Origin of the sequence: Oligella ureolytica DSM 18253 (assembly GCF_000373745.1) — a bacterium.
Classification (GTDB): Bacteria; Pseudomonadota; Gammaproteobacteria; order Burkholderiales; family Burkholderiaceae_B; genus Oligella; species Oligella ureolytica.
Genome location: NZ_KB892279.1, coordinates 49,082 through 68,953 on the forward strand (window position 1 = coordinate 49,082; position 19,872 = coordinate 68,953).

Sequence of the window (19,872 nt, forward strand, 5' to 3'; positions counted from 1 at the left end):
AATATCGAGCGGTTTTTTAATATGTACGACATGAGTCAACGAAAAGAAATCCTCCCCCTACCAGAGCAGTTAATCAATCAAATCGCCGCGGGCGAGGTGATCGAACGTCCTGCGTCGGTACTTAAAGAAGTACTGGAAAATGCCATTGATGCCGGTGCATCTCAAATTGAAGTACGGCTTGAGGGCGGTGGCATTCGCCGTATCTGCGTCATTGATGATGGCAGCGGTATTCCTGTCAATGAACTGCCGTTGGCAATCACTCAACACGCAACGAGTAAGATTCGCTCGCTTGATGAGTTGGAGTCAGTCGCATCAATGGGCTTTAGGGGTGAAGCCCTAGCATCAATCGCCTCAGTCAGCCGTCTGACCATCACTTCACGCAGCGCCGAACAAGATCTTGCTTATAGCATTTGCGGCAGCAGCAAAGAAATCAGTCCGGCAGCCGGCGGCATTGGCACCACCATTGATGTTAAGCAGTTATTTGAGCATATCCCTGCACGTCGCAAGTTCCTTAAAACCGAGGGCACTGAGTTTGGTCATGCGGTAGACGCCATGGAGCGCATTGCAATGGCAAATCCGCACATCAGTTTTAGGATATTTCATAATCAAAAGCCATATAAGCAATGGCTAGCGAGCGATGCGTTTCAGCGTGTGCGTGATGTCATTGGTGAGGAATTTATTGAACACGGCCTCGAAGTACAAATGGATCATGGACTTGCGCGAGTTCATGGCATCACGATTCACCCCACGGCGGCAAGAGCCAGGGCGGATAAGCAATATCTCTTTGTTAACGGCCGCTTTATACGCGACCGCACCATCAGCCATGCCATTCGACAAGCGTATAGCGACGTCTTACATGGTGATCGTCAACCGGCTTATGTGCTTTTTTTAGAAATTTCGCCCGACTTAGTCGACGTCAATGTTCACCCTGCTAAAAGTGAAGTTCGCTTTAGAGAATCAGGCGCCGTCTATCGCTTATTTACACAAGCAATCGGCTCAGCCTTATCCAACACAGGGGGTCAAAGCCAAAGCGATGCTAATGCCGTCATGAGCACCCTAGGTCGTGCGGGTGATGGTCAAGTAGTGGAAGTGGACGCTGCTTCGGCACAGTCCGCATTACCTCAAGCACTCATGACACAAGGGACCTACCCGGCACACACAGGCAGTCGCAACCATGCTCCTGCTGCGCTTAACTACCCTACGTCCAGCTACCACCAAAATTCGCTAGACTTAGCGCAGACAGCCGGCAACTGGCAATCTGCTTATGCCCCTATCAGCGCACCTGAAGATATTCACGTACCTAAACCTCGAATGCACAACAGCAGTGAGACTGAGTTGGGGGATTATCCATTAGGCATGGCCATTGGGCAATTACACGGTATTTATATTTTGGCCCAAAATCACTCCGGTCTCGTGCTGGTTGACATGCACGCTGCCCATGAGCGTGTCGTTTATGAGCAATTAAAGCAATTACACAATCAACAAGAGATTGTCACCCAAGAGTTTTTAGTTCCTTTCTTAATTTCTTGTAGCGAAAAAGAAGTCGCTCTTGTCGAATCACAACAGGAACTATTGCAGGAATTGGGCCTGCGTCTTAGTGCCAGTGGCCCTAAAAGCATCACGGTACGTGCTGTTCCTGCCCTACTCGCTCGAGGTGATATCGAAAGTCTTGTCTTAGGTGTCTTAAAAGATATCAATGATATTGGCAGTACCGAACGACTCGCTTTGCAACGCAACGAAATTCTCTCAACGATGGCTTGTCACGGTTCGGTACGCGCTAATAAATTCCTGACCATCACAGAAATGAACGCTCTTCTACGGGCGATGGAAGCAACAGATAAGGCCGATAACTGTAATCACGGTCGTCCTACCTGGTTTCAATGGTCGCTGCGCGACTTAGATAAACTCTTTATGCGTGGCGAATAAGAAAAACATCATGAAAAAAAAGATTCTCTGCATTAGTGGTCCTACTGCCGCCGGCAAATCCGCCTCCGTTTTGGCTTTGGCCCAGTCCACTCCAATTGAAATTATCTCCATGGACTCAGCCACCATTTACAAACATATGGATATCGGCACCGCCAAAGCCAGCGCGGAAGAACAAGCACTGGTACCCCATCATTTATTAGATATTCGCGACCCGGCCGAGAGTTATAGCGCAGCGGATTTTGTTGATGATAGCTTAAGACTCATCCGTGAGATAGAAGTGCGCGGCCGTCTGCCGGTCATTGAGGGTGGCACCATGATGTATTACAAAGCCTTGCGTGAGGGCATGCATGATTTACCCAAAGCCGATAACACTCTCAGAGAAAGGATCGAAGCGGAAGCAGCCGAACTCGGGTGGCCGGCAATGCACCGACAACTTGCTGCTTTAGATCCCATCACTGCCGATCGCCTAGCACCCAATGACAGCCAGCGTATTTCACGTGCTTTAGAAATTATTGAACTAAGTGGCAAACCTATGTCGGCACTGCTGTCCGAGCAAAAAAACAAACAGCACAACTATGATTTTGTCACTATTAGCTTAGAACCTACAGATCGTAGTCAATTACACCAACAAATCGCTAAACGTTTTTATCAAATGATGGAGATGGGCTTTTTAGATGAAGTAGAAGCGCTCTATCAGCGCAAGGATTTACACCCTGATTTACCGTCAATCCGCTGCGTAGGCTATAGACAACTCTGGGATTATTTGAATAATAACTGCAGCTATGATGAAGCAGTTGAGCGAGGCATTGCTGCCACCAGACAGCTGGCAAAACGCCAAATTACCTGGCTGCGCAGTCAACCGGAAAGAATTCAGATTGACTGCTTTTCTGATGATGTGCCTAAGCAAGTGCTAGCACTTGCTCGGGAGCATGGCTTTATTAACTAATATAGTTAACACCGTATCAGCAATTTTGGGGTGTTGACACTACTCTTTGATGACAACTTGAGCGCCATCACCCTGCTCAACAATCCCACCTAAGTGATAGACTGTTTCACCGGCTTCGCTTAGCTGAGCTTTGATCGCTTCAGCCTCATCGGCAGCTACTACAATCACCATACCCAGACCGCAATTAAAGACGCGGTACATCTCTTGGGTATCCACATTACCCTGCTCCTGTAACCACTGGAACAAGGGCGGCAACTGCCACTCACCTTTTTGCAAATGAGCAGCTAAACCGGCAGGCACAATACGTGGGATATTTTCCAACAAACCGCCACCGGTAACGTGCACTAAGCCTTTTATCGCTGCGCCATGCTTTTCAATAGCAGCTAATAGCGGCTTCACATAGAGACGCGTCGGAGCCATGATGACGTCACCAAAGGTGCTGTCACCAAAACGATCACTTGGTTTAATCCCTGCGCGCTCAATGATCTTACGAATTAAAGAATAGCCATTTGAGTGGGCGCCACTGGAAGCTAAACCAATCACGACATCACCCGCAGCAATCGTGGAACCATTAATAATCTTAGATTTTTCGACAGCACCGACCGCAAAACCGGCCAAATCGTACTCACCCTCCGGATACATACCCGGCATCTCAGCTGTCTCACCACCGATTAAGGCGCAGCCTGACAACTCACAACCTTTGGCAATTCCACCGACCACAGCAGCCGCCTTGTCAACGGAGAGTACACCACAAGCAAAGTAGTCTAAGAAAAATAAAGGCTCTGCGCCCTGTACCAGGATATCGTTAACACTCATCGCCACTAAGTCAATGCCGACGGTATCGTGCCTATCCCAATCAAAGGCTAAACGCAGCTTGGTACCTACACCATCGGTGCCGGCGACTAAAACAGGCTCCTCATAGCGCTTAGGAACTTCAAATAAGGCGCCAAAACCACCAAGACCTGTTAACACCCCTTCGCGCATGGTTTTAGCTGCCAAAGGCTTAATACGATCAACTAAAGCCTCACCGGCATCAATGTCTACACCCGCATCACGGTAACTTAAAGGGGAGTTTTGCTTATTTGTCATGAGAAATATACCCAAATATGTAAGAATAATGATTATTGTTAGAAAAAGTGCACTACGCTGCGCATTAAGTAGATTATCCTATTTTACGATAAATTATCACTCAACAGTGCTTGAGTGGTTGCAATGATTTTGAATGATTGAACAACTGCCATTGGCTCTTCAGTTAAGCCAAGACTTTAGCTTTGATAATTTTGTACCGGGTGAGAACTGGGAAGCGCTCAGCCGGCTCATTGACTGCTCTACCGGCAAGATGTTTTATCTTTTCGGTGAGTCCGGCAGTGGCAAAACACATCTGCTAAAAGCCTTAGCAGCGGATCGTACAGATGCTATCTATTTTACTGCCAATGATTTTCCAAGGACTGTCGATGCATGTTTAGCATCAAAGCCCCGAATCATCGCGGTGGATGATGTACATAGGCTAACTGCTGCTCAGCAAATGACTCTATTCGATTTGGTCAATTACTGTCATCGCAACAAGACTAATGATGCCGCCATCTCCCTCGTAATGACAGGCGACCAATCACCGCTAAACATGCCGATTCGTGAGGATTTACGTAATCGTCTCGGCTGGGGGCTGGCTTATAGATTACATTCGCTCAAAGACGAGGATATCTTATTAGCCATACAGCAACGCGCCTTTGAAAAAGATCTCAAAATCAACAAAGAAGCAATGGATTGGCTTTTAAAAAATACTGAGCGTAATATCCGCTCTCTTTTTGCTTGGCTTGATGCTTTAGATCTTTACTCCATCGCTAAGCGACGCCAAATCACATTAAACTTAATTAAAAACTTTATTAAAGAAGCTGAATTTAAAAACACACTATGAGTACAACAACGACAACAACACTTGCCCTCTTCGATCTTGATCACACCTTACTGCCAATCGACACCGACTATGAGTGGGTCGAATGGCTTAGCCGTAATAACTTAGCCGGCGATCCCGCTGAGGTAAAACGCCGTAATCAGGAGATCATGGACAAATACGATGCCGGTCAACTCACGATCGAGGAGTCAGCGGCCTTTGTACTCAGTTTTTTAACCATGCATAGCCCATTTGAACTGGCAGCCTATCATGAGCGCTTCATGGCAGAGGTCGTACGCCCAAACATCACTCAGCAAGCATGTGATTTGGTGAATCAGCATTTATCCAATGGTGATTTATGCTGCTTAGTTTCAGCCACTAACTCCTTTGTTATCGAACCCGTTGGGCGCGCTTTCGGTTTTTCTCATATTATTGGCACCACACCGGAGTACCTTAACGGTAGATACACCGGTCAATTCGTTGGCGTTGCGAGCTACAAAGAGGGTAAAATAACGCGTGTTGAGGAGTGGCTCAAGAGCTTAAATTTAACCTTCGAGAGCTTTAACGAGGTGCATTTTTATAGTGACTCGATGAATGACTTACCACTATTAGAAAAAGCGACTCACGCAGTAGCGACAAACCCAAGTCCGACGCTACGAGAGATTGCTAAGCGCAACAACTGGGCAATTATTGATCTTTTTAAGTAAAAGTCTATGGCTAACGAAGCTAAATCCACCATCAGCAAGTTTGTAAGGCGGTTCTTTCCAACGTCAGACCAAGATAAACAGACTGCACATCGCACATCAAAAAACAAAGCAGGCACCTCAAAAACCGTGGCTAAAAAAGTAATCTACAGCGCTGATGAACACCAGATTCAAAAGCATTTTATTTCACGCAATGCAATTAAAGTCTGCCAGGTACTGCAGCAAGCCGGCTATGAAGCCTATATCGTCGGTGGCGCAGTACGTGACTTAACTCTTGGCCTACAGCCTAAAGATTTTGATGTGGCCACCAATGCCACCCCTGAAGAAATTAAACCGCTCTTTCGTAGAGCGTTAATTATCGGTCGCCGTTTTAGACTGGTGCATTGTGTTTTTGGTCGCGAAATTATTGAAGTATCTACCTTTAGGGCTGCTTCTAAGAAAAAGCAACTGACAGACGAGTTCGGTCGCGTCCTCAGTGATAATGTGTACGGCACGCAAGCTCAAGATGCTGAGCGCCGTGATTTCACCATCAATGCACTCTATTACGACCCGGTTCGCGAAGAGTTAATTGACTACCATGATGGCCTAAGCGATATCCGTCAACGTGTGGTTCAAATCATTGGCAATGCTGAAGAGCGCTATCGAGAGGATCCGGTACGGATTTTACGTGCCCTACGTTTTCAAGCCAAATTAAACGGTACCATCGAAGAAAAAACGGCCGCCCCAATCCGAGAAATGGCGAATTTACTCGCCAATGTCCCGGAGTCCCGCATGGCTGACGAATGTCTTAAATTATTAACCTGTGGCAATGTCAATCTATGTCTGCAGCTCATTCAAGAGCAACAAATTGACCAAGGTGTTTTACCGTTAATTGACTTGCTTCTACAGCAGGTAGATAGCAGTAAGTTTTTAAATATTGCCTTGGAGCGTACCGATCTTCGCATTCGCCATAACAAAACAGTCAGCCCCAGTTTCTTATACGCCTCTGCACTGTGGCCATTAGTCAATCAACGCTGGGCTTTCTACCAAGAGCAGCATAAAGAGCCTGCCGTACCGGCACTTATCCAAGCCGCTCATGATGTATTGGATCAATACGCACGCGCCTTAGCGCTTCAAAAGCGACAAAGCAGCGATATGCGCGAGATCTGGTTTATGCAGCCACGTTTTGAAAGGCGATCTGCCCGATCGATTTACCGCATGTTTGAACAGCAACGTTTCAGAGCAGCAGTGGACTTCTTACAGATCCGTGCGGCTGCCGGTGAATTTGACAGCGTGCTTGCCCAATGGTGGATGGACTTAGCTGACGCTGACGATGCAAACCGCAAAGAGATGCTTGGCAAACTACCGCATCAAGCGGCTTCATCTGCCGGTGGTGGCGCCGGGGCCACAAAATCCAGACGCCGTCGTTCTCGTCGTCGCTCAAGCGCCGGTCGCAATAAGAGAGCCAACAAAACCACTTCAGCTCTAAACAGGACGACAGATGACTAAGGCCAGCAAAGCATACATCGCTTTGGGCGCTAATCTTAATTCTCCTGCATCCACACTGGAATCCGCTCTAGAGACCATCAGTCAAAGCAAAGGGATAGAGCTGGTTAAGCGTTCATCGCTCTATCGCAGCCCTCCTCTTGATGCAGATGGTCCGGATTATATTAATGCCGTTGCGGAAATTAAGACCACTTTGACGCCTTTGGAACTTTTGCACCAGCTACAGGCGATTGAAAATGCGTTTGGTCGAGAGCGTTTATACAGAAACTCACCTCGCACCTTAGATCTTGACGTGTTACTTTATGAGAACTTCAATTCGGATAGTGCAGAGCTAACGGTCCCACACCCTCGTATGCATTTACGCAGCTTTGTGCTGATGCCGTTAATGGAAATTGCGGGGGATATGTCACTTCAGCAAGGTTACCTCTCTAAGCTTTTAGAAGAAGCTTTAGCATCAGGACAAATTATTCATGCTCTTTAATTCTCTATCACTGACCAAAAAAGGGAGTTAAGAAAACACCCTAACTCCCTTTGCCTGCCTTCAAGAAAAAGCGATAACGACTGTGGCTACTTAAGCTTCTGCCGTGCGCAACTCCTCAATCTTCGCCTGCCAAATCTTGGGAGCGGTTTCGTGCACAGACACGCCTGTCGTATCAACAGCGACGGTGACCGGCATATCCTTAACCTCAAACTCATAAATCGCTTCCATGCCTAAATCCTCAAAAGCCACTACTTTGGCACTGCGAATAGCTTTTGATACTAAATACGCTGCACCACCAACAGCCATGAGGTATGCAGACTTGTGATCTTTAATCGCATTGACTGCGACCGGACCGCGCTCTGCTTTACCAATCATAGCGATAAGGCCCTGCTCTAGCATCATATCGGTAAAGGCATCCATACGTGTTGCAGTGGTAGGACCAGCAGGACCAACTGCCTCGTCACGAACAGGGTCAACCGGACCGACATAGTAAATTACACGATTTTTAAAATCTACCGGCAACTGCTCACCGGCTGCTAACATCTGCTGAATACGCTTATGCGCTGCATCACGACCTGTCAACATCTTACCTGATAGCAATAAGGTATCGCCCGGCTGCCAGCTAGCCACCTCTTCAGGTGTGAGCGTATCTAAATTCACCGTTTTGGACTTGTTGTAATCAGGCGCCCATTCAATATCAGGCCAACTATCTAAAGACGGCACCGGCATCTCAGCCACACCGCTACCATCTAACTCAAAGTGTACGTGACGGGTCGCCGCGCAGTTAGGAATCATCGCGATCGGTTTAGACGCTGCATGTGTTGGGAAGGTATTAATTTTCACATCTAACACAGTGGTCAAACCACCCAGACCCTGGGCACCAATACCGAGTGCATTGACTTTTTCATATAACTCAATGCGCATTTCTTCTAATTTGTTTTGCGGGCCGCGTTGGAGCAATTCATACATATCAATGTCTTCCATCAAGGCTTGCTTGGCCATCAGCATCGCTTTCTCGGCGGTACCGCCAACCCCAATTCCCAACATACCCGGAGGACACCAACCGGCACCCATTGTCGGTACTGTTTTGAGTACCCACTCAACAATATCCTCACCGGGATTTAGCATAGCAAATTTTGTTTTGTTCTCAGAGCCACCCCCTTTAGCGGCCACTTGAACCTCAACCTTGTCGCCCGGTACAAGCTCAACCGACAGAATACAGGGGGTATTGTCACGAGTATTTTTACGTTCAAAAATGGCATCATCAAGCACAGAGGCACGCAATTTATTATCAGGATTTAAATAGCCTCGTCGCACCCCTTCATCACAGGCTTCTTGAAGTGAACCGCTAATCTCGAACTTAACATCCATACCCACTTTTAAGAAGACATTGACAATACCCGTATCCTGACAAATAGGACGATGCCCTTCAGCCGCCATTTTGGAGTTGGTCAGTATTTGTGCAATGGCATCCTTAGCGGCAGGACTTTGCTCAACCTCATAAGCGCGCGCCAAATGCTGGAGATAGTCTTGCGGATGATAATAACTGATGAACTGTACGGCATCGGCAATTGACTGAACTAAATCAGCTTCTTTAATAACAATGGACATTCTTAAATTCCTTAATCCTTCAATAAAAATCAACAATCGAACAAAGAGACCATGTGACAAGCCAAGGCCTCTTTGCTAAAAACCTTACCTACCCTTCCAGACCGGATCGCGCTTTTCAGCAAAAGCAGTCGCTCCTTCTTTCGCATCTTCGGAGCTGAAAATATGCTGCATGCGAGGCTGCTGTAATGCAAACATATCTTGATTGCTCCAAGTGCGGCCCTCGTTTACCACTTGCTTAATGACTTGCAAAGCCAAAGGACCATTTGCGGCAATTTTATCAGCCATGACTAAAGCAGCTTCTAAGGCCTGACCCGGTTCCACCAACTGATTGATTAAACCAAGCGCATGAGCCCGCTCGGCAGTTAGCATGTCACCTGTTAATAAAATCTCCATGGCCACCGGATAAGGTACGCGATGTGGCAGACGCAACATACCACCGGAACCCGGAACCAAACCGCGCTTAGCCTCAGGTAAACCGAATTTAGCGTGATTAGACGCAATGATTAAATCACAAGCCAAACACAACTCAAACCCACCCGCTAACGCATAGCCTTCAACCGCTGCAATTAAAGGCTTCTTAGGCAACGCCTCGCACAAACCGCCCAAACCACGGCCCGGCACCACCGCACGACGCTGTGTTTTAGCAAACTCCTTGAGGTCCATGCCCGCACAAAAATGCTCGCCTTGACCACGTAAAATACCTAATGACACCTCATCATCATTTTCCAGCTGATCAATGGCATCAGCCAAAGCAAATGAGGTTTCATAGGTTAAGGCATTGCGTGCTTGCGGACGATTGATGGTAATAATCAGTACCCGTCCTTTTTTCTCAGTCATCACTAAAGCCTCTGACATGCTTATCTCCTTAATTATTTATTATTGAACTACATCGCTCCTGATTTTACTGCGAATTCTATTTATCAAGTCCAATCACTAACAGCTATCCACAAATTGCTAATGATTCTCTTTTGCACAGATGAAATTACGCTTCCTGTACTTAATCTCTGTTTTATCAGCTTAAATATCCTAAAATTATGAGTTAATTAAATTTTTGGTAAATGTCTTAGCATGCTTAGCTTTCAGCAAATTATTCTTACGTTAGAAAAGTATTGGGGCGCTCAGGGATGCACCCTACTACAACCCTATGATATGGAAGTAGGTGCCGGCACCTCTCATACTGCTACCTTTTTGAGAGCGATTGGCCCTGAACCTTGGTACGCTGCCTATGTACAGCCATCCAGACGTCCCAATGACGGTCGTTATGGCGAAAATCCAAACCGCCTACAGCATTACTATCAATACCAGGTGGCTCTCAAACCTGCTCCTCGCAATATTATTGACCTCTACCTGGACTCTCTACGGGCGTTAGGCATTAACCCCGAAGAGCATGATATTCGCTTTGTCGAAGATGACTGGGAAAATCCGACACTCGGTGCTTGGGGTCTTGGTTGGGAGGTGTGGCTCAATGGTATGGAAGTGACCCAATTTACCTATTTCCAACAAGTTGGCGGTCTAGACTGCTCTGCGACGACAGGCGAGATTACCTATGGTCTAGAGCGTTTAGCAATGTACTTACAAAACGTAGAAAGTGTTTATGACCTGGTTTGGAATACCGACTTACAAGGCAACCCTGTCTACTACCGTGATGTATTCCACCAAAACGAAGTTGAGCAATCTAAATATAACTTTGAGATTGCCAATGTCGAGACCCTGTTCCGTCACTTTAGTGATCACGAAAGCAATGCTCAACAACTCGTTGAGCTTAAGCTAGCTTTACCGGCCTATGAGCAGGTGCTAAAGTCTGCCCATATTTTTAACCTTCTAGATGCCCGTGGTGCCATTAGCGTGACCGAACGTGCCACCTATATTGCACGTATCCGCAATTTATCACGCGGTGTCGCCCAATGTTATTACGATTCCAGAGAGCAATTAGGCTTCCCAATGCTAAGACAAGCAGCAACTGAGGAGGCTAAGTAATATGACTAATCACGCCCTATTGATTGAGCTCCTAACCGAGGAGCTCCCACCCAAAGCCTTACAACGCCTAAGCGATGCATTTGCCAATTCGATTGAAGCAGATTTAAATAAATTAGCCCTACTACCAACCGGCTACAAAAGCCGTCGCTTTGCTACACCAAGGCGCCTCGCGATTCTGATTGATCAGGTATTAGAGCAAGCACCCGAACAAGACTTTACCGAAAGGCTGATGCCTGCCAAAGTGGGACTAGATGCGCATGGCAATGCCACCGCCGCTCTTAACAAACGCCTTGAAGCAAAAGGCTTAGGTCACCTAACAGCAGCTGATTTAGTGGTCGAGTCTGACGGCAAGCAAGACTTTCTCATTGCTCGAGGCAAAGCGCCGGGAGCCATTTTAAAAAACCGTATTCAGGAAGTTATCGAGCACAGCATCAATCAGTTGCCTATTCCTAAAGTCATGCGTTATCAGCTACAAGACGGTCAAAGCAGCGTACGCTTTGTTCGTCCGGCCCATCGTCTAGTGGTTTTACATGGCGATACGATATTAGCTGCTGAGGCCTTAGGTCTGAGCGCTGATCGTATCACTGAAGGTCACCGATTTATGGGCGCCAGCACGCTGACACTCAATCACGCCGAAGAGTATGAGCGGCGCTTAGCCGAGGAGGGCATGGTGATCGCTGACTATGATGTGCGTAAGGCAGATATTCAAAAGCAATTGCTAGAAACTGCTGAGTCATTAAACAGCACCATTGGCGATGATCCGGAAGTAGCCACCCTATTAGATGAAGTTACTGCCTTAGTTGAGCATCCAACCGTCTATGTTGGTCAATTTGATCAAGCGTTCTTAGAAGTACCCCAAGAGTGCTTGATTTTAACCATGCGCTTAAATCAAAAGTACTTCCCGCTTTTTGACAAAACCAGTGGCAAGCTCGATCACCGCTTTTTAATTGTCAGTAATATGCGACCCGCAGACCCTAAAAACATCATTGAAGGGAATGAGCGTGTGGTGCGTCCTCGCTTAGCAGATGCCAAGTTCTTCTTTGATACAGATAAGAAAACATCTCAAAACGATCGTGTTGAGCAACTAGCTAATGTGGTTTATCACAACAAACTAGGCTCTCAGTTACAAAGAACTGAACGCGTCCAGCAGTTAGCCGCTCTGATTGCTTCTCAACTCGGTGCAGATACAGCGTTGGCTAAACGCGCAGCTTACCTGGCCAAGGCCGATCTCAGCTCATTGATGGTTGGCGAATTCCCTGAACTTCAAGGGGTGATGGCTGCTTACTATGCCACACACGAAGGCGAATCCGATGAGATTTGCCAAGCCTTAGCTCACCAGTACGATGTACGTTTTAACTTAGCACCAAACAAAGACGGCCTGACTGCCCTCCTTCTGTTTGTCGCTGAACGAGTAGAAACACTTGTCGGCATTTGGGGTATCGGCTCCATCCCCACCGGCGAACGCGACCCTTATGGTCTGCGTCGTGCCGCTTTAGGCATCATCAGCGCCTATGAATGGCTAAAAAAAGCCAACTTAAGTGATATAAATAGTAGCCAATTAGATTTACCGGCTATCTTAAATAAATCACTTGAGTTATTTGATGCTGAGAGCCAATTAAGCCCTGACACGCCTAATGAGGTTTACCAGTTTATCCTTGAGCGCTATCGCAACCAACTTCAACATGAACATAGCAAAGCAGTCATTGATGCTGTGTTGGCAGTCAATCCACCTTTAGATCAAATTCCGGAGCGCATTGCAGCCATCGAAACCTTCTCGCAATTAGAAGAAGCTGAAAGCCTAGCAGCCGCCAATAAACGTATTACTAACCTATTACGTAAGGTCGAAGGCGAGCTTGTTAAACCGGATAAATCGCTACTTCAAGAAGAGGCAGAAAAAGAGCTTTTCAGCATGTTACAAGCCGTGGAGCCCAAAGCTCATGCTCTGTTTACCTCCAAGGATTTCACCGGCAGCATGAGCTTGATGGCAACCGCTCGTCCTGCCGTCGATAAATTTTTCAATGAGGTCATGGTGATGGCTGATGATCCGGCAATCCGTAGCAATCGTTTATCATTACTCAGCCGCCTACACAGCACCATGAATTTGATTGCAGATATTTCCTGCTTAGCCTAAGTGATTTAAGCCTCAAGGAGCTTCAAGATGCTTAAATTAATTATTCTCGATAGAGATGGCGTGATTAATCAGGATTCTGCTGATTATATTAAGCATGCGGATGAGTGGGAGCCTATTCCGGGCAGTCTTGAAGCCATTGCGCGCCTGACCTCTGCCGGCTATAAAGTAGTCATCGCGACTAACCAATCCGGTGTGGGTCGCGGCTATTTTACTATCGACGCCTTAGCTGAAATGAATGCAAAGATGCGCTCATTACTGGCAGAGAAAGGCGGCATCATTGATGCGATTTTTGTTTGTCCTCACAAACCCGAAGATGGATGTCGCTGTCGTAAACCGGCACCCGGTATGTTCGAAGAAATCAAACGACGCTATAACCTTGAACACGTCTCAGGAATTTATGCGATTGGTGATTCTTTACGTGATTTGCAAGCAGCCGCCAGTGCCGGCTTCCAGCCATGGCTAGTCCTGACAGGCAACGGTCAAAAAACAAGACAGGATCCTGCGTTTAATCAGGACACACCGATTAGCGAGACACTTGCCGCTGCTGTTGATTCCATTCTCAGTTCGCAACACGATTAAAGGACATTGTTATGAATTTTATTCGCTCCTTAATCTACACCATTTGCTTTATCGTTCTTGCTTTTACTCTGGGGCCTTTAATCGTACTGGCTCGTCCCTTGCCTTTGTATAAACGCTATAAATTTGCTGTCCAATGGCCTCGCCTCCAAATTTATTTAGCTAAAATCATACTGGGTATTCGTTATGAAGTTAAGGGCAAGGAAAACATCCCGACAGACCGTCAGGTAATTTACTTAATCAAGCATCAGTCTGCTTATGAGACCTTGTTTATGCCTTGGTTTACCCCCTACCCTGTCGTTCTTGTTTATAAAAAAACATTAGAGTATATCCCCCTCTTTGGTTGGGCTTTAGCAAGCTTAAACAACATTCCTATTGATCGCTCAAAAGCATCTGAAGCGCTACGCCAAGTTATTCGCAAAGGCTCACAACGTATCAAAGAGGGGCGCTCCCCCGTGCTGTTTCCTGAAGGCACGCGGATTCCGGTCGGCTACAAAGGTCGCTACAAACCCGGCGGCGTGCGTTTAGCTATGCAAAGCGACACAGAGATCATCCCGGTGGCACACAATGCCGGTAAGCTCTGGCCCAGAAATTCCTTTATCAAAAAACCGGGTTTAGTGACGCTGTCTTTCGGCGCTCCAATCAAACCGGCAGGTCGTAGCAGCGAAGAAATTACTGCAGAAGTCGAGCATTGGATTGAATCTGAAATGATCCGTATCAATCCTGAAGACTACCCAAGCAGCGACCCTGCTGATACGCCAGTCTACACTGCCCGTAAAAAAGGGTAAAATAGCAGCAGCTAACCCTGTCGATTAACCAGTTAGGAGATCTTATGTTATTACTGCACACTATGTTGCGCGTCGGTAATTTAGAACGTTCTATTGATTTTTACACTAACGTATTAGGGATGAAGTTGCTTCGCACTTCTGACAATCCTGAATACAAATACACTCTCGCCTTTTTAGGCTACGCTTCTAATCCAGAGCAAGCTGAGATTGAATTGACTTACAATTATGGCGTTGAAGAATACGATATGGGCACTGCTTATGGCCATATCGCCATTGGTGTTCCTGATGCCTATGAAGCCTGTGAAAAAGTTAAAAAAGCCGGTGGCAAGGTAACTCGTGAGGCGGGTCCGGTGCTTGGCGGTGAGACGGTGATTGCTTTTGTCGAAGACCCCGATGGCTATAAAATCGAGTTCATCGAAAGAAAAGACATGGACGCTCCCGGTAGCGGACTGAGATAAGATTTAGTGCTCGCGCTAAAAAGCCGCAGTTTGTCAACCAAATAAACTGCGGCTTTTTGCTCTCAGACCATACTAAGATGCGCGAACTATGGCTTAGTATGAGCCATATCAGCCAGGGCAATAAACTGCGCCAAACTCAAATCCTCTGCCCTAGCGGTTTCATCAATCCCTAAGGCTGAAAAATCAAATTCCCATTGCTGTAGACTGCGACGAATCATTTTGCGACGCTGATTAAATGCTTGCGCCACAACAGCCGAAAACAGCTGATAATTCTGTGGCTTTAATCGATCATCCCCCAAAGGAATCATCCGCACAATCGCTGAATCTACGCGTGGAGGTGGATCAAAGGCATCTGGCCCAACCTCAAACAAAGCCTGCATATGATAGCGCTGCTGCAGCATCACAGAAAGGCGCCCATAGTCCTTAGTCCCTGGCTCTGCGACCATACGCATCACCACCTCTTTTTGCAGCATAAAATGATGATCAACCATCAGATCGGCAAAGTCCATTAGGTGAAACAAAATGGGCGTCGAAATGTTGTAGGGGAGATTTCCGACGACACGTAACTTTTGCTTCGAACTATGTAGCTCAAAAACCTCTGCAAAATCGATCTCTAAGGCATCACCCTCAATCACTCTGAGTCGCTCAGATGGATAACTCTGCTTTAAACGTTGTACTAAGTCTCGATCAATCTCAATGACAGTCAGCTGCTTTAAATGCGATAACAATGGCTTAGTCAAGGCCAATTGACCGGGACCAATTTCCACCATCAATTCATTTTCTTGAGGATTAATCGCACGAACAATTTCCTCAACCACATAGTTGTCGATAAGGAAATTTTGACCAAAACGTTTACGAGCTTGATGTGCCAATGCTCTCTACCTACTAAAAATTAAACTAACGATTTCTCGTATTTTCAAGACGATTATCAATAAAGGTGCGACCGCGTAATTGCTCTAGCCAATCATCTAATACCGCTTCTGCACGCTCTTCAAAAATCGCCTCATTAGCTAAGGTTTTACGAATTTCAGGCTGCTTATCCTCGGTACGGCGATCCATGACCTCAATTAAATGCCAACCAAAAGAGCTTCGTACCGGTTCGCTAATTTGACCAATTTGTAAGTTATTAGCTGCTGCTTCAAACGCCGGGTCCGCTTGACCGGGTGTCACCCAGCCAATATCACCACCGATAGGAGCCGAAGAATCTTGAGAAAACTTCTCAGCAGCATCAGAAAAACTCATACCGCCCTGAATCGCTCGCTGCACCTCTAGAATACGCTCGTGCGCCATCTCATCGGTAACTACCGGCGTAAAGCGAATGAGAATATGACGAATATGTGAGTCGGTCACTTCGACGGGCCCTTCTTGACGGGCTACTTCAACACGAGGATCATGCACGATAACCGGTGCCGGTCGCGGTGGTTGTACCATCACCTCACGTTGACGCTCATGAATAATACCTCGGCGCTCTACTACTTTTAAAATATGAAAGCCGTTGGCTGCACTAAATACGCTGGTCACACCACCATCACGAACATTACGCGTTTGATCAACAAATAGTTTTGCCCAGTCTTCAAATAAGCGAATACCTAAATTACCACCCTGTGCCGCTTCCGGCGCATCCGAATACTCAGCCGCTACCGACTCAAAACTTGCTCCTCCGCGGATCTTGCGCAGTGCTTCGTTTGCTCGCGCGCGCGCTGCCTCAACAACCGATTCAGGAGAATTATCAGGCACTCGAACATGAATGTGTTGTAAAGCAATGGCCTTGGGCTCAAAACTCTGCTCTACCACAATGCGTTTTTCCGGCGGTGGCGCGTCAGGCTGAATCAACTGCGGCTCATACGTAGGGGATACACCCGTCGGATTTTGCTTAATATACGCCTCAATATCAGCATCAGTCACATTGATTCTCGAGCGGAGCACCTGACTGCGCACCTCATCTAATAAAACTTGCTGACGAATGCCTTCGACGTAAGTTTCCCAATTAATGCCGTATTGATTAGCCGCTTCACGTAACTGCTCAGGCGTCATATTGTTATTGCCTGCAATTTCACTAATGACCTGATTCAAACGACCATCAGACACTCGCAAACCTAAACGCAGCGCCTCATCCTCAACCAATAGCTCATCAATCATGCCCTGCAGGATTTGCGCTTGGCCGCGACCATCATTACCGGAAATACGATTAGCATTCATACGCTCTTGCAGCTGACGCATGGTAATGACTTCCGAGCCCACAATGGCGGCAATACCATCAGCAAACTGCCCTGGCTGAGTGGCTCTGGCACCCTGTGCTTGAACCTGAGTAAAACTCATTGGCAAAGCCAAAAGAACTAGAGGTAATGCTTTTAAAGCAAACTGTCGTAATGTTACTTGTTTACGCATTTATTCATACCTTTCAAATATAGAACGTACCGGCATTGGAACTTCTGTTGATTCATAGCCCGGGATCGTATCTCTAATCGTTGACATTGGGTCAGAGCCCAAGGCACCTAAACCACTTAATTCTAACTGGAAATACACACGCGAATCTGTTTCTTCACGTGCAACTGCATATCTTTGGAATAATATGCGAGCCGCCCAGCAACATTCACCCTTATACTCTAAGCCCACGATAGACTGAGTGGAGCGGCTTTCTCTAATCGAATAATCCAATCGTCCTACCATATTGAGTCGCTTAGTAAATGGCCATTGACCGGCGACAATGACATTTTCTTTAGCCGGTAACTGATAGGGATAAATGACACCTGTTTCAGGATTCTCATACTGCTCGCGCTGATATCTATAAGATAAACTGACTGAAGTTAAACGCTTAGGATTCCAACGTAATGAGACCATCGATTGAGCGATCTTCTTGGCATAAGGGTCATATTGTATCGCGGCTTCTGTATTGAACGTATCTGTTAAGCGAGCACTCAAGCCAGCCAAAAACTCCGAACGATTATTGGCTAACTGCTCATTATTAGAAAGCGTCACTTTCTGCGGCTCAAAAGAAAAGCTTTGCGCTACTTGTAAGGCTAATCGCTCAACCCCACTATCTGCTTCCAGCCAACGAGACGTTAGACCCATGGTCACGCGATTGGCATTATTAATTCTATCCCAGCCCCCCGCATAACGGTTTTCAGTAAACGCAGTACCAAAGCCGAATTGGCTCACTGAGGTATCGTACACAGGAATACTGGACTGATCCCTATGCGGAATATAAAGATAGTACAAACGGGGCTCTAAAGTTTGCTTTACCGCATTACCAAAAAAGGTCGTATCGCGCTCAAAAGTCATGCCCGAATCAATAGAAAAAATCGGTAAAGTACGACTCTGCCCACGCACTCGCGTACCGTCTTGAGCACTCGTCGGGCCAATCCAATCTGTATCGTAGTGAGAAAAGTGCAAACCGACCTTAGGCGTGACGTACCAACCGGGTCTTATAATTGGATAGCTGATCGTACTGTAAGAAGTAAATCGTGTACCGTCATGACGACGATGGCCATCATAGTTTTGCCAAATAGATTCCCCGCCATTTAAATGCGCAGGGAACTTTGGAAACTCAAAGCGCGTTAGTGTATTGACCGTATTAACGTCAAAACCATTCCAATCATACCGCGCGCCACGAACTAATAGCTCAGGCTTACGCTCATACTGAGCATAAATACCACGACCCGGCGTCTCCCGGTTGAGTTGTAAATCGTGCAAGCCCTGATACTGTTGCCAACGTAAAAACCCGCTCCAGTACTTGTAACCTGAAAACGTTAGCGAGGCACTCTGATTTAAATAACTATTGTCCGACTCATTAAGACCTAAATTTGTTAGATCTCGAAAGTAATCACCATCCGAGGCTTTATTCCAATCAACATTTAAGCCGAGATTAAAACCCAGCACCTGTCCTAATCGCTGACGGTGAACAATACCATAAGTCCAGCGCTTATCGCCAAATTTATCGTCTTTATCCATGTAGCTGCCAGTAATTTGGCCTGAATAATTTGGTCGTAAATAACGAAACTCGCTACCCAACATCAGGCCGCGCTTAGAGAGCCAACGCGGATAAAAGGTCATGTCATAATTTGGCGCCAAATTGACAAAATACGGCACCACCAAATCAGCACCACTACGTGAAGAGTAGCCAAAAGTCGGCGCCAAAAAACCGGTTTTCTTCTCTTGTCTTACCGGGAAAGTAAAATAAGGAGACCAAAAAGCCGGCACATCAGCCACATGAATGGTGGCGTTGCGCGCAACCCCTTTATTTTCGTCATTATAAATATCGACCTGATCCGCTGATATATACCAAGAAGGTGATGGACAAGGACAAGCGGCGTAGGTAGCATCAAAAAGTCGCAAATGATTGTCATCAATCATATCGGCAAAAGCAGCCTCTCCGGAGCCGCCGTCTGCGAAAGAGTAAACAGGCCCCAAGAACTCGCCGGTTTCTTTATCTACGTTGTACTCAAGCTCCTCACCGGTGACTAAGTTACCCTCTTGGTAAAGACGAGCATTGCCCACAGAGCGAACCTGTCCCAGTGCTCTATCATACGTGATACGGTCACCCTTCAAAATGGCATCTGAGCGTCGAACCTGAGCATCACCTTCTAAGATCAGCTTATTGGTATCCTCTATCACATCTAAGGTGGCACTGTCGGTAATGGTCACGATATCGTCTTTGGCTGTTGGCACATTTCTCAACATAGGAGATGCCAGCAAAGGCACGCGCAAACCGTCAGTCTGTGCATGCACAGACGCCTGAATACTAACGGCTAAAATAATGAGAAGCAAACCGCTGCGTTTAAACACTACTTATTCCAATTGGACTAGGATAAAACCCGATAAAAGCTAAAAGTAAAAAAAGTCACTCTCTAAGACATAAAAGCTCAGTATGTTCTAAAATTAGTGATATTTTACTGACA

17 protein-coding genes are annotated in these 19,872 nt (G+C 46.7%); 11 read left to right on the plus strand and 6 right to left on the minus strand.

Features of this window, described 5'->3' with window-relative positions:
* Positions 1 to 30: 30 nt before the first annotated feature.
* Both mutL and miaA read left to right on the plus strand, forming a co-directional pair.
* Complete coding sequence (mutL, locus tag B092_RS0100215) at positions 31 to 1,926, plus strand: DNA mismatch repair endonuclease MutL (protein WP_026253490.1); 1,896 nt, start codon at positions 31 to 33, stop codon at positions 1,924 to 1,926.
* Positions 1,927 to 1,933: 7 nt separating this feature from the next.
* The gene (miaA, locus tag B092_RS0100220; protein WP_169333951.1) at positions 1,934 to 2,872 is read left to right on the plus strand and encodes a tRNA (adenosine(37)-N6)-dimethylallyltransferase MiaA; all 939 of its coding nucleotides are present in this window, start codon (positions 1,934 to 1,936) and stop codon (positions 2,870 to 2,872) included.
* 39 nt (positions 2,873 to 2,911) lie between these two features.
* On the opposite strand, the gene purM is transcribed toward miaA, so the two are convergent.
* Positions 2,912 to 3,961 carry a phosphoribosylformylglycinamidine cyclo-ligase gene (gene purM / locus B092_RS0100225; RefSeq protein ID WP_018573229.1) on the minus strand — a complete coding sequence of 350 codons (1,050 nt, stop codon included), beginning with the start codon at positions 3,959 to 3,961 and terminating at the stop codon, positions 2,912 to 2,914.
* A 133-nt stretch (positions 3,962 to 4,094) separates the two neighbouring features.
* Between purM and B092_RS0100230 the strand changes: the two genes are divergently transcribed.
* The 4 genes from B092_RS0100230 to folK are packed head-to-tail and all read left to right on the plus strand — an operon-like array spanning position 4,095 to position 7,433.
* Positions 4,095 to 4,787, plus strand: a complete 693-nt coding sequence (locus tag B092_RS0100230) for an HdaA/DnaA family protein (protein WP_018573230.1) — start codon at positions 4,095 to 4,097, stop codon at positions 4,785 to 4,787.
* On the plus strand, positions 4,784 to 5,470 hold the full coding sequence (locus B092_RS0100235; RefSeq protein ID WP_018573231.1) for an HAD family hydrolase: 687 nt from the start codon (positions 4,784 to 4,786) through the stop codon (positions 5,468 to 5,470). The genes B092_RS0100230 and B092_RS0100235 overlap by 4 nt, the downstream gene beginning before the upstream one ends.
* Positions 5,471 to 5,476: 6 nt before the next feature.
* The gene (gene pcnB / locus B092_RS0100240) at positions 5,477 to 6,955 is read left to right on the plus strand and encodes a polynucleotide adenylyltransferase PcnB (RefSeq protein ID WP_018573232.1); all 1,479 of its coding nucleotides are present in this window, start codon (positions 5,477 to 5,479) and stop codon (positions 6,953 to 6,955) included.
* Positions 6,948 to 7,433: a 2-amino-4-hydroxy-6-hydroxymethyldihydropteridine diphosphokinase gene (folK, locus tag B092_RS0100245; RefSeq protein ID WP_018573233.1), complete on the plus strand. Its 486-nt coding sequence runs from the start codon at positions 6,948 to 6,950 to the stop codon at positions 7,431 to 7,433. The genes pcnB and folK overlap by 8 nt, the downstream gene beginning before the upstream one ends.
* A 90-nt stretch (positions 7,434 to 7,523) precedes the next feature.
* Here folK and B092_RS0100250 read toward each other — a convergent pair whose 3' ends face one another.
* A complete protein-coding gene (locus tag B092_RS0100250) occupies positions 7,524 to 9,044 on the minus strand; it encodes a fumarate hydratase (protein WP_018573234.1) in 1,521 nt (506 codons plus the stop codon).
* 84 nt (positions 9,045 to 9,128) lie between these two features.
* Positions 9,129 to 9,899, minus strand: a complete 771-nt coding sequence (locus B092_RS0100255; protein WP_018573235.1) for a crotonase/enoyl-CoA hydratase family protein — start codon at positions 9,897 to 9,899, stop codon at positions 9,129 to 9,131.
* A 213-nt stretch (positions 9,900 to 10,112) separates the two neighbouring features.
* Here B092_RS0100255 and glyQ point away from each other — a divergent pair, with 213 nt between their 5' ends.
* Genes glyQ through gloA form a run of 5 tightly spaced genes read left to right on the plus strand, consistent with a single transcriptional unit; the run spans position 10,113 to position 14,974 of the window.
* Positions 10,113 to 11,021 (plus strand): glycine--tRNA ligase subunit alpha, encoded by a 909-nt coding sequence (glyQ, locus tag B092_RS0100260; protein ID WP_018573236.1) that lies wholly within the window; start codon positions 10,113 to 10,115, stop codon positions 11,019 to 11,021.
* Position 11,022: 1 nt separating this feature from the next.
* A complete protein-coding gene (gene glyS / locus B092_RS0100265) occupies positions 11,023 to 13,152 on the plus strand; it encodes a glycine--tRNA ligase subunit beta (RefSeq protein WP_018573237.1) in 2,130 nt (709 codons plus the stop codon).
* 27 nt (positions 13,153 to 13,179) lie between these two features.
* Positions 13,180 to 13,731: a D-glycero-beta-D-manno-heptose 1,7-bisphosphate 7-phosphatase gene (gene gmhB, locus B092_RS0100270; protein WP_018573238.1), complete on the plus strand. Its 552-nt coding sequence runs from the start codon at positions 13,180 to 13,182 to the stop codon at positions 13,729 to 13,731.
* 11 nt (positions 13,732 to 13,742) lie between these two features.
* Positions 13,743 to 14,516 carry a lysophospholipid acyltransferase family protein gene (locus B092_RS0100275; RefSeq protein ID WP_018573239.1) on the plus strand — a complete coding sequence of 258 codons (774 nt, stop codon included), beginning with the start codon at positions 13,743 to 13,745 and terminating at the stop codon, positions 14,514 to 14,516.
* Between the two features lie 44 nt (positions 14,517 to 14,560).
* The gene (gene gloA, locus B092_RS0100280; protein ID WP_018573240.1) at positions 14,561 to 14,974 is read left to right on the plus strand and encodes a lactoylglutathione lyase; all 414 of its coding nucleotides are present in this window, start codon (positions 14,561 to 14,563) and stop codon (positions 14,972 to 14,974) included.
* 86 nt (positions 14,975 to 15,060) lie between these two features.
* Here the strand turns inward: gloA and rsmA are convergent, their stop codons facing one another.
* The 3 genes from rsmA to B092_RS0100295 are packed head-to-tail and all read right to left on the minus strand — an operon-like array spanning position 15,061 to position 19,759.
* On the minus strand, positions 15,061 to 15,846 hold the full coding sequence (gene rsmA, locus B092_RS0100285) for a 16S rRNA (adenine(1518)-N(6)/adenine(1519)-N(6))-dimethyltransferase RsmA (RefSeq protein WP_018573241.1): 786 nt from the start codon (positions 15,844 to 15,846) through the stop codon (positions 15,061 to 15,063).
* Positions 15,847 to 15,871: 25 nt separating this feature from the next.
* Entirely contained in the window at positions 15,872 to 17,362 is a 1,491-nt protein-coding gene (locus B092_RS0100290) for a peptidylprolyl isomerase (RefSeq protein WP_018573242.1), read from the minus strand.
* On the minus strand, positions 17,363 to 19,759 hold the full coding sequence (locus B092_RS0100295; protein WP_018573243.1) for an LPS-assembly protein LptD: 2,397 nt from the start codon (positions 19,757 to 19,759) through the stop codon (positions 17,363 to 17,365).
* Between the last annotated feature and the right edge of the window lie 113 nt (positions 19,760 to 19,872).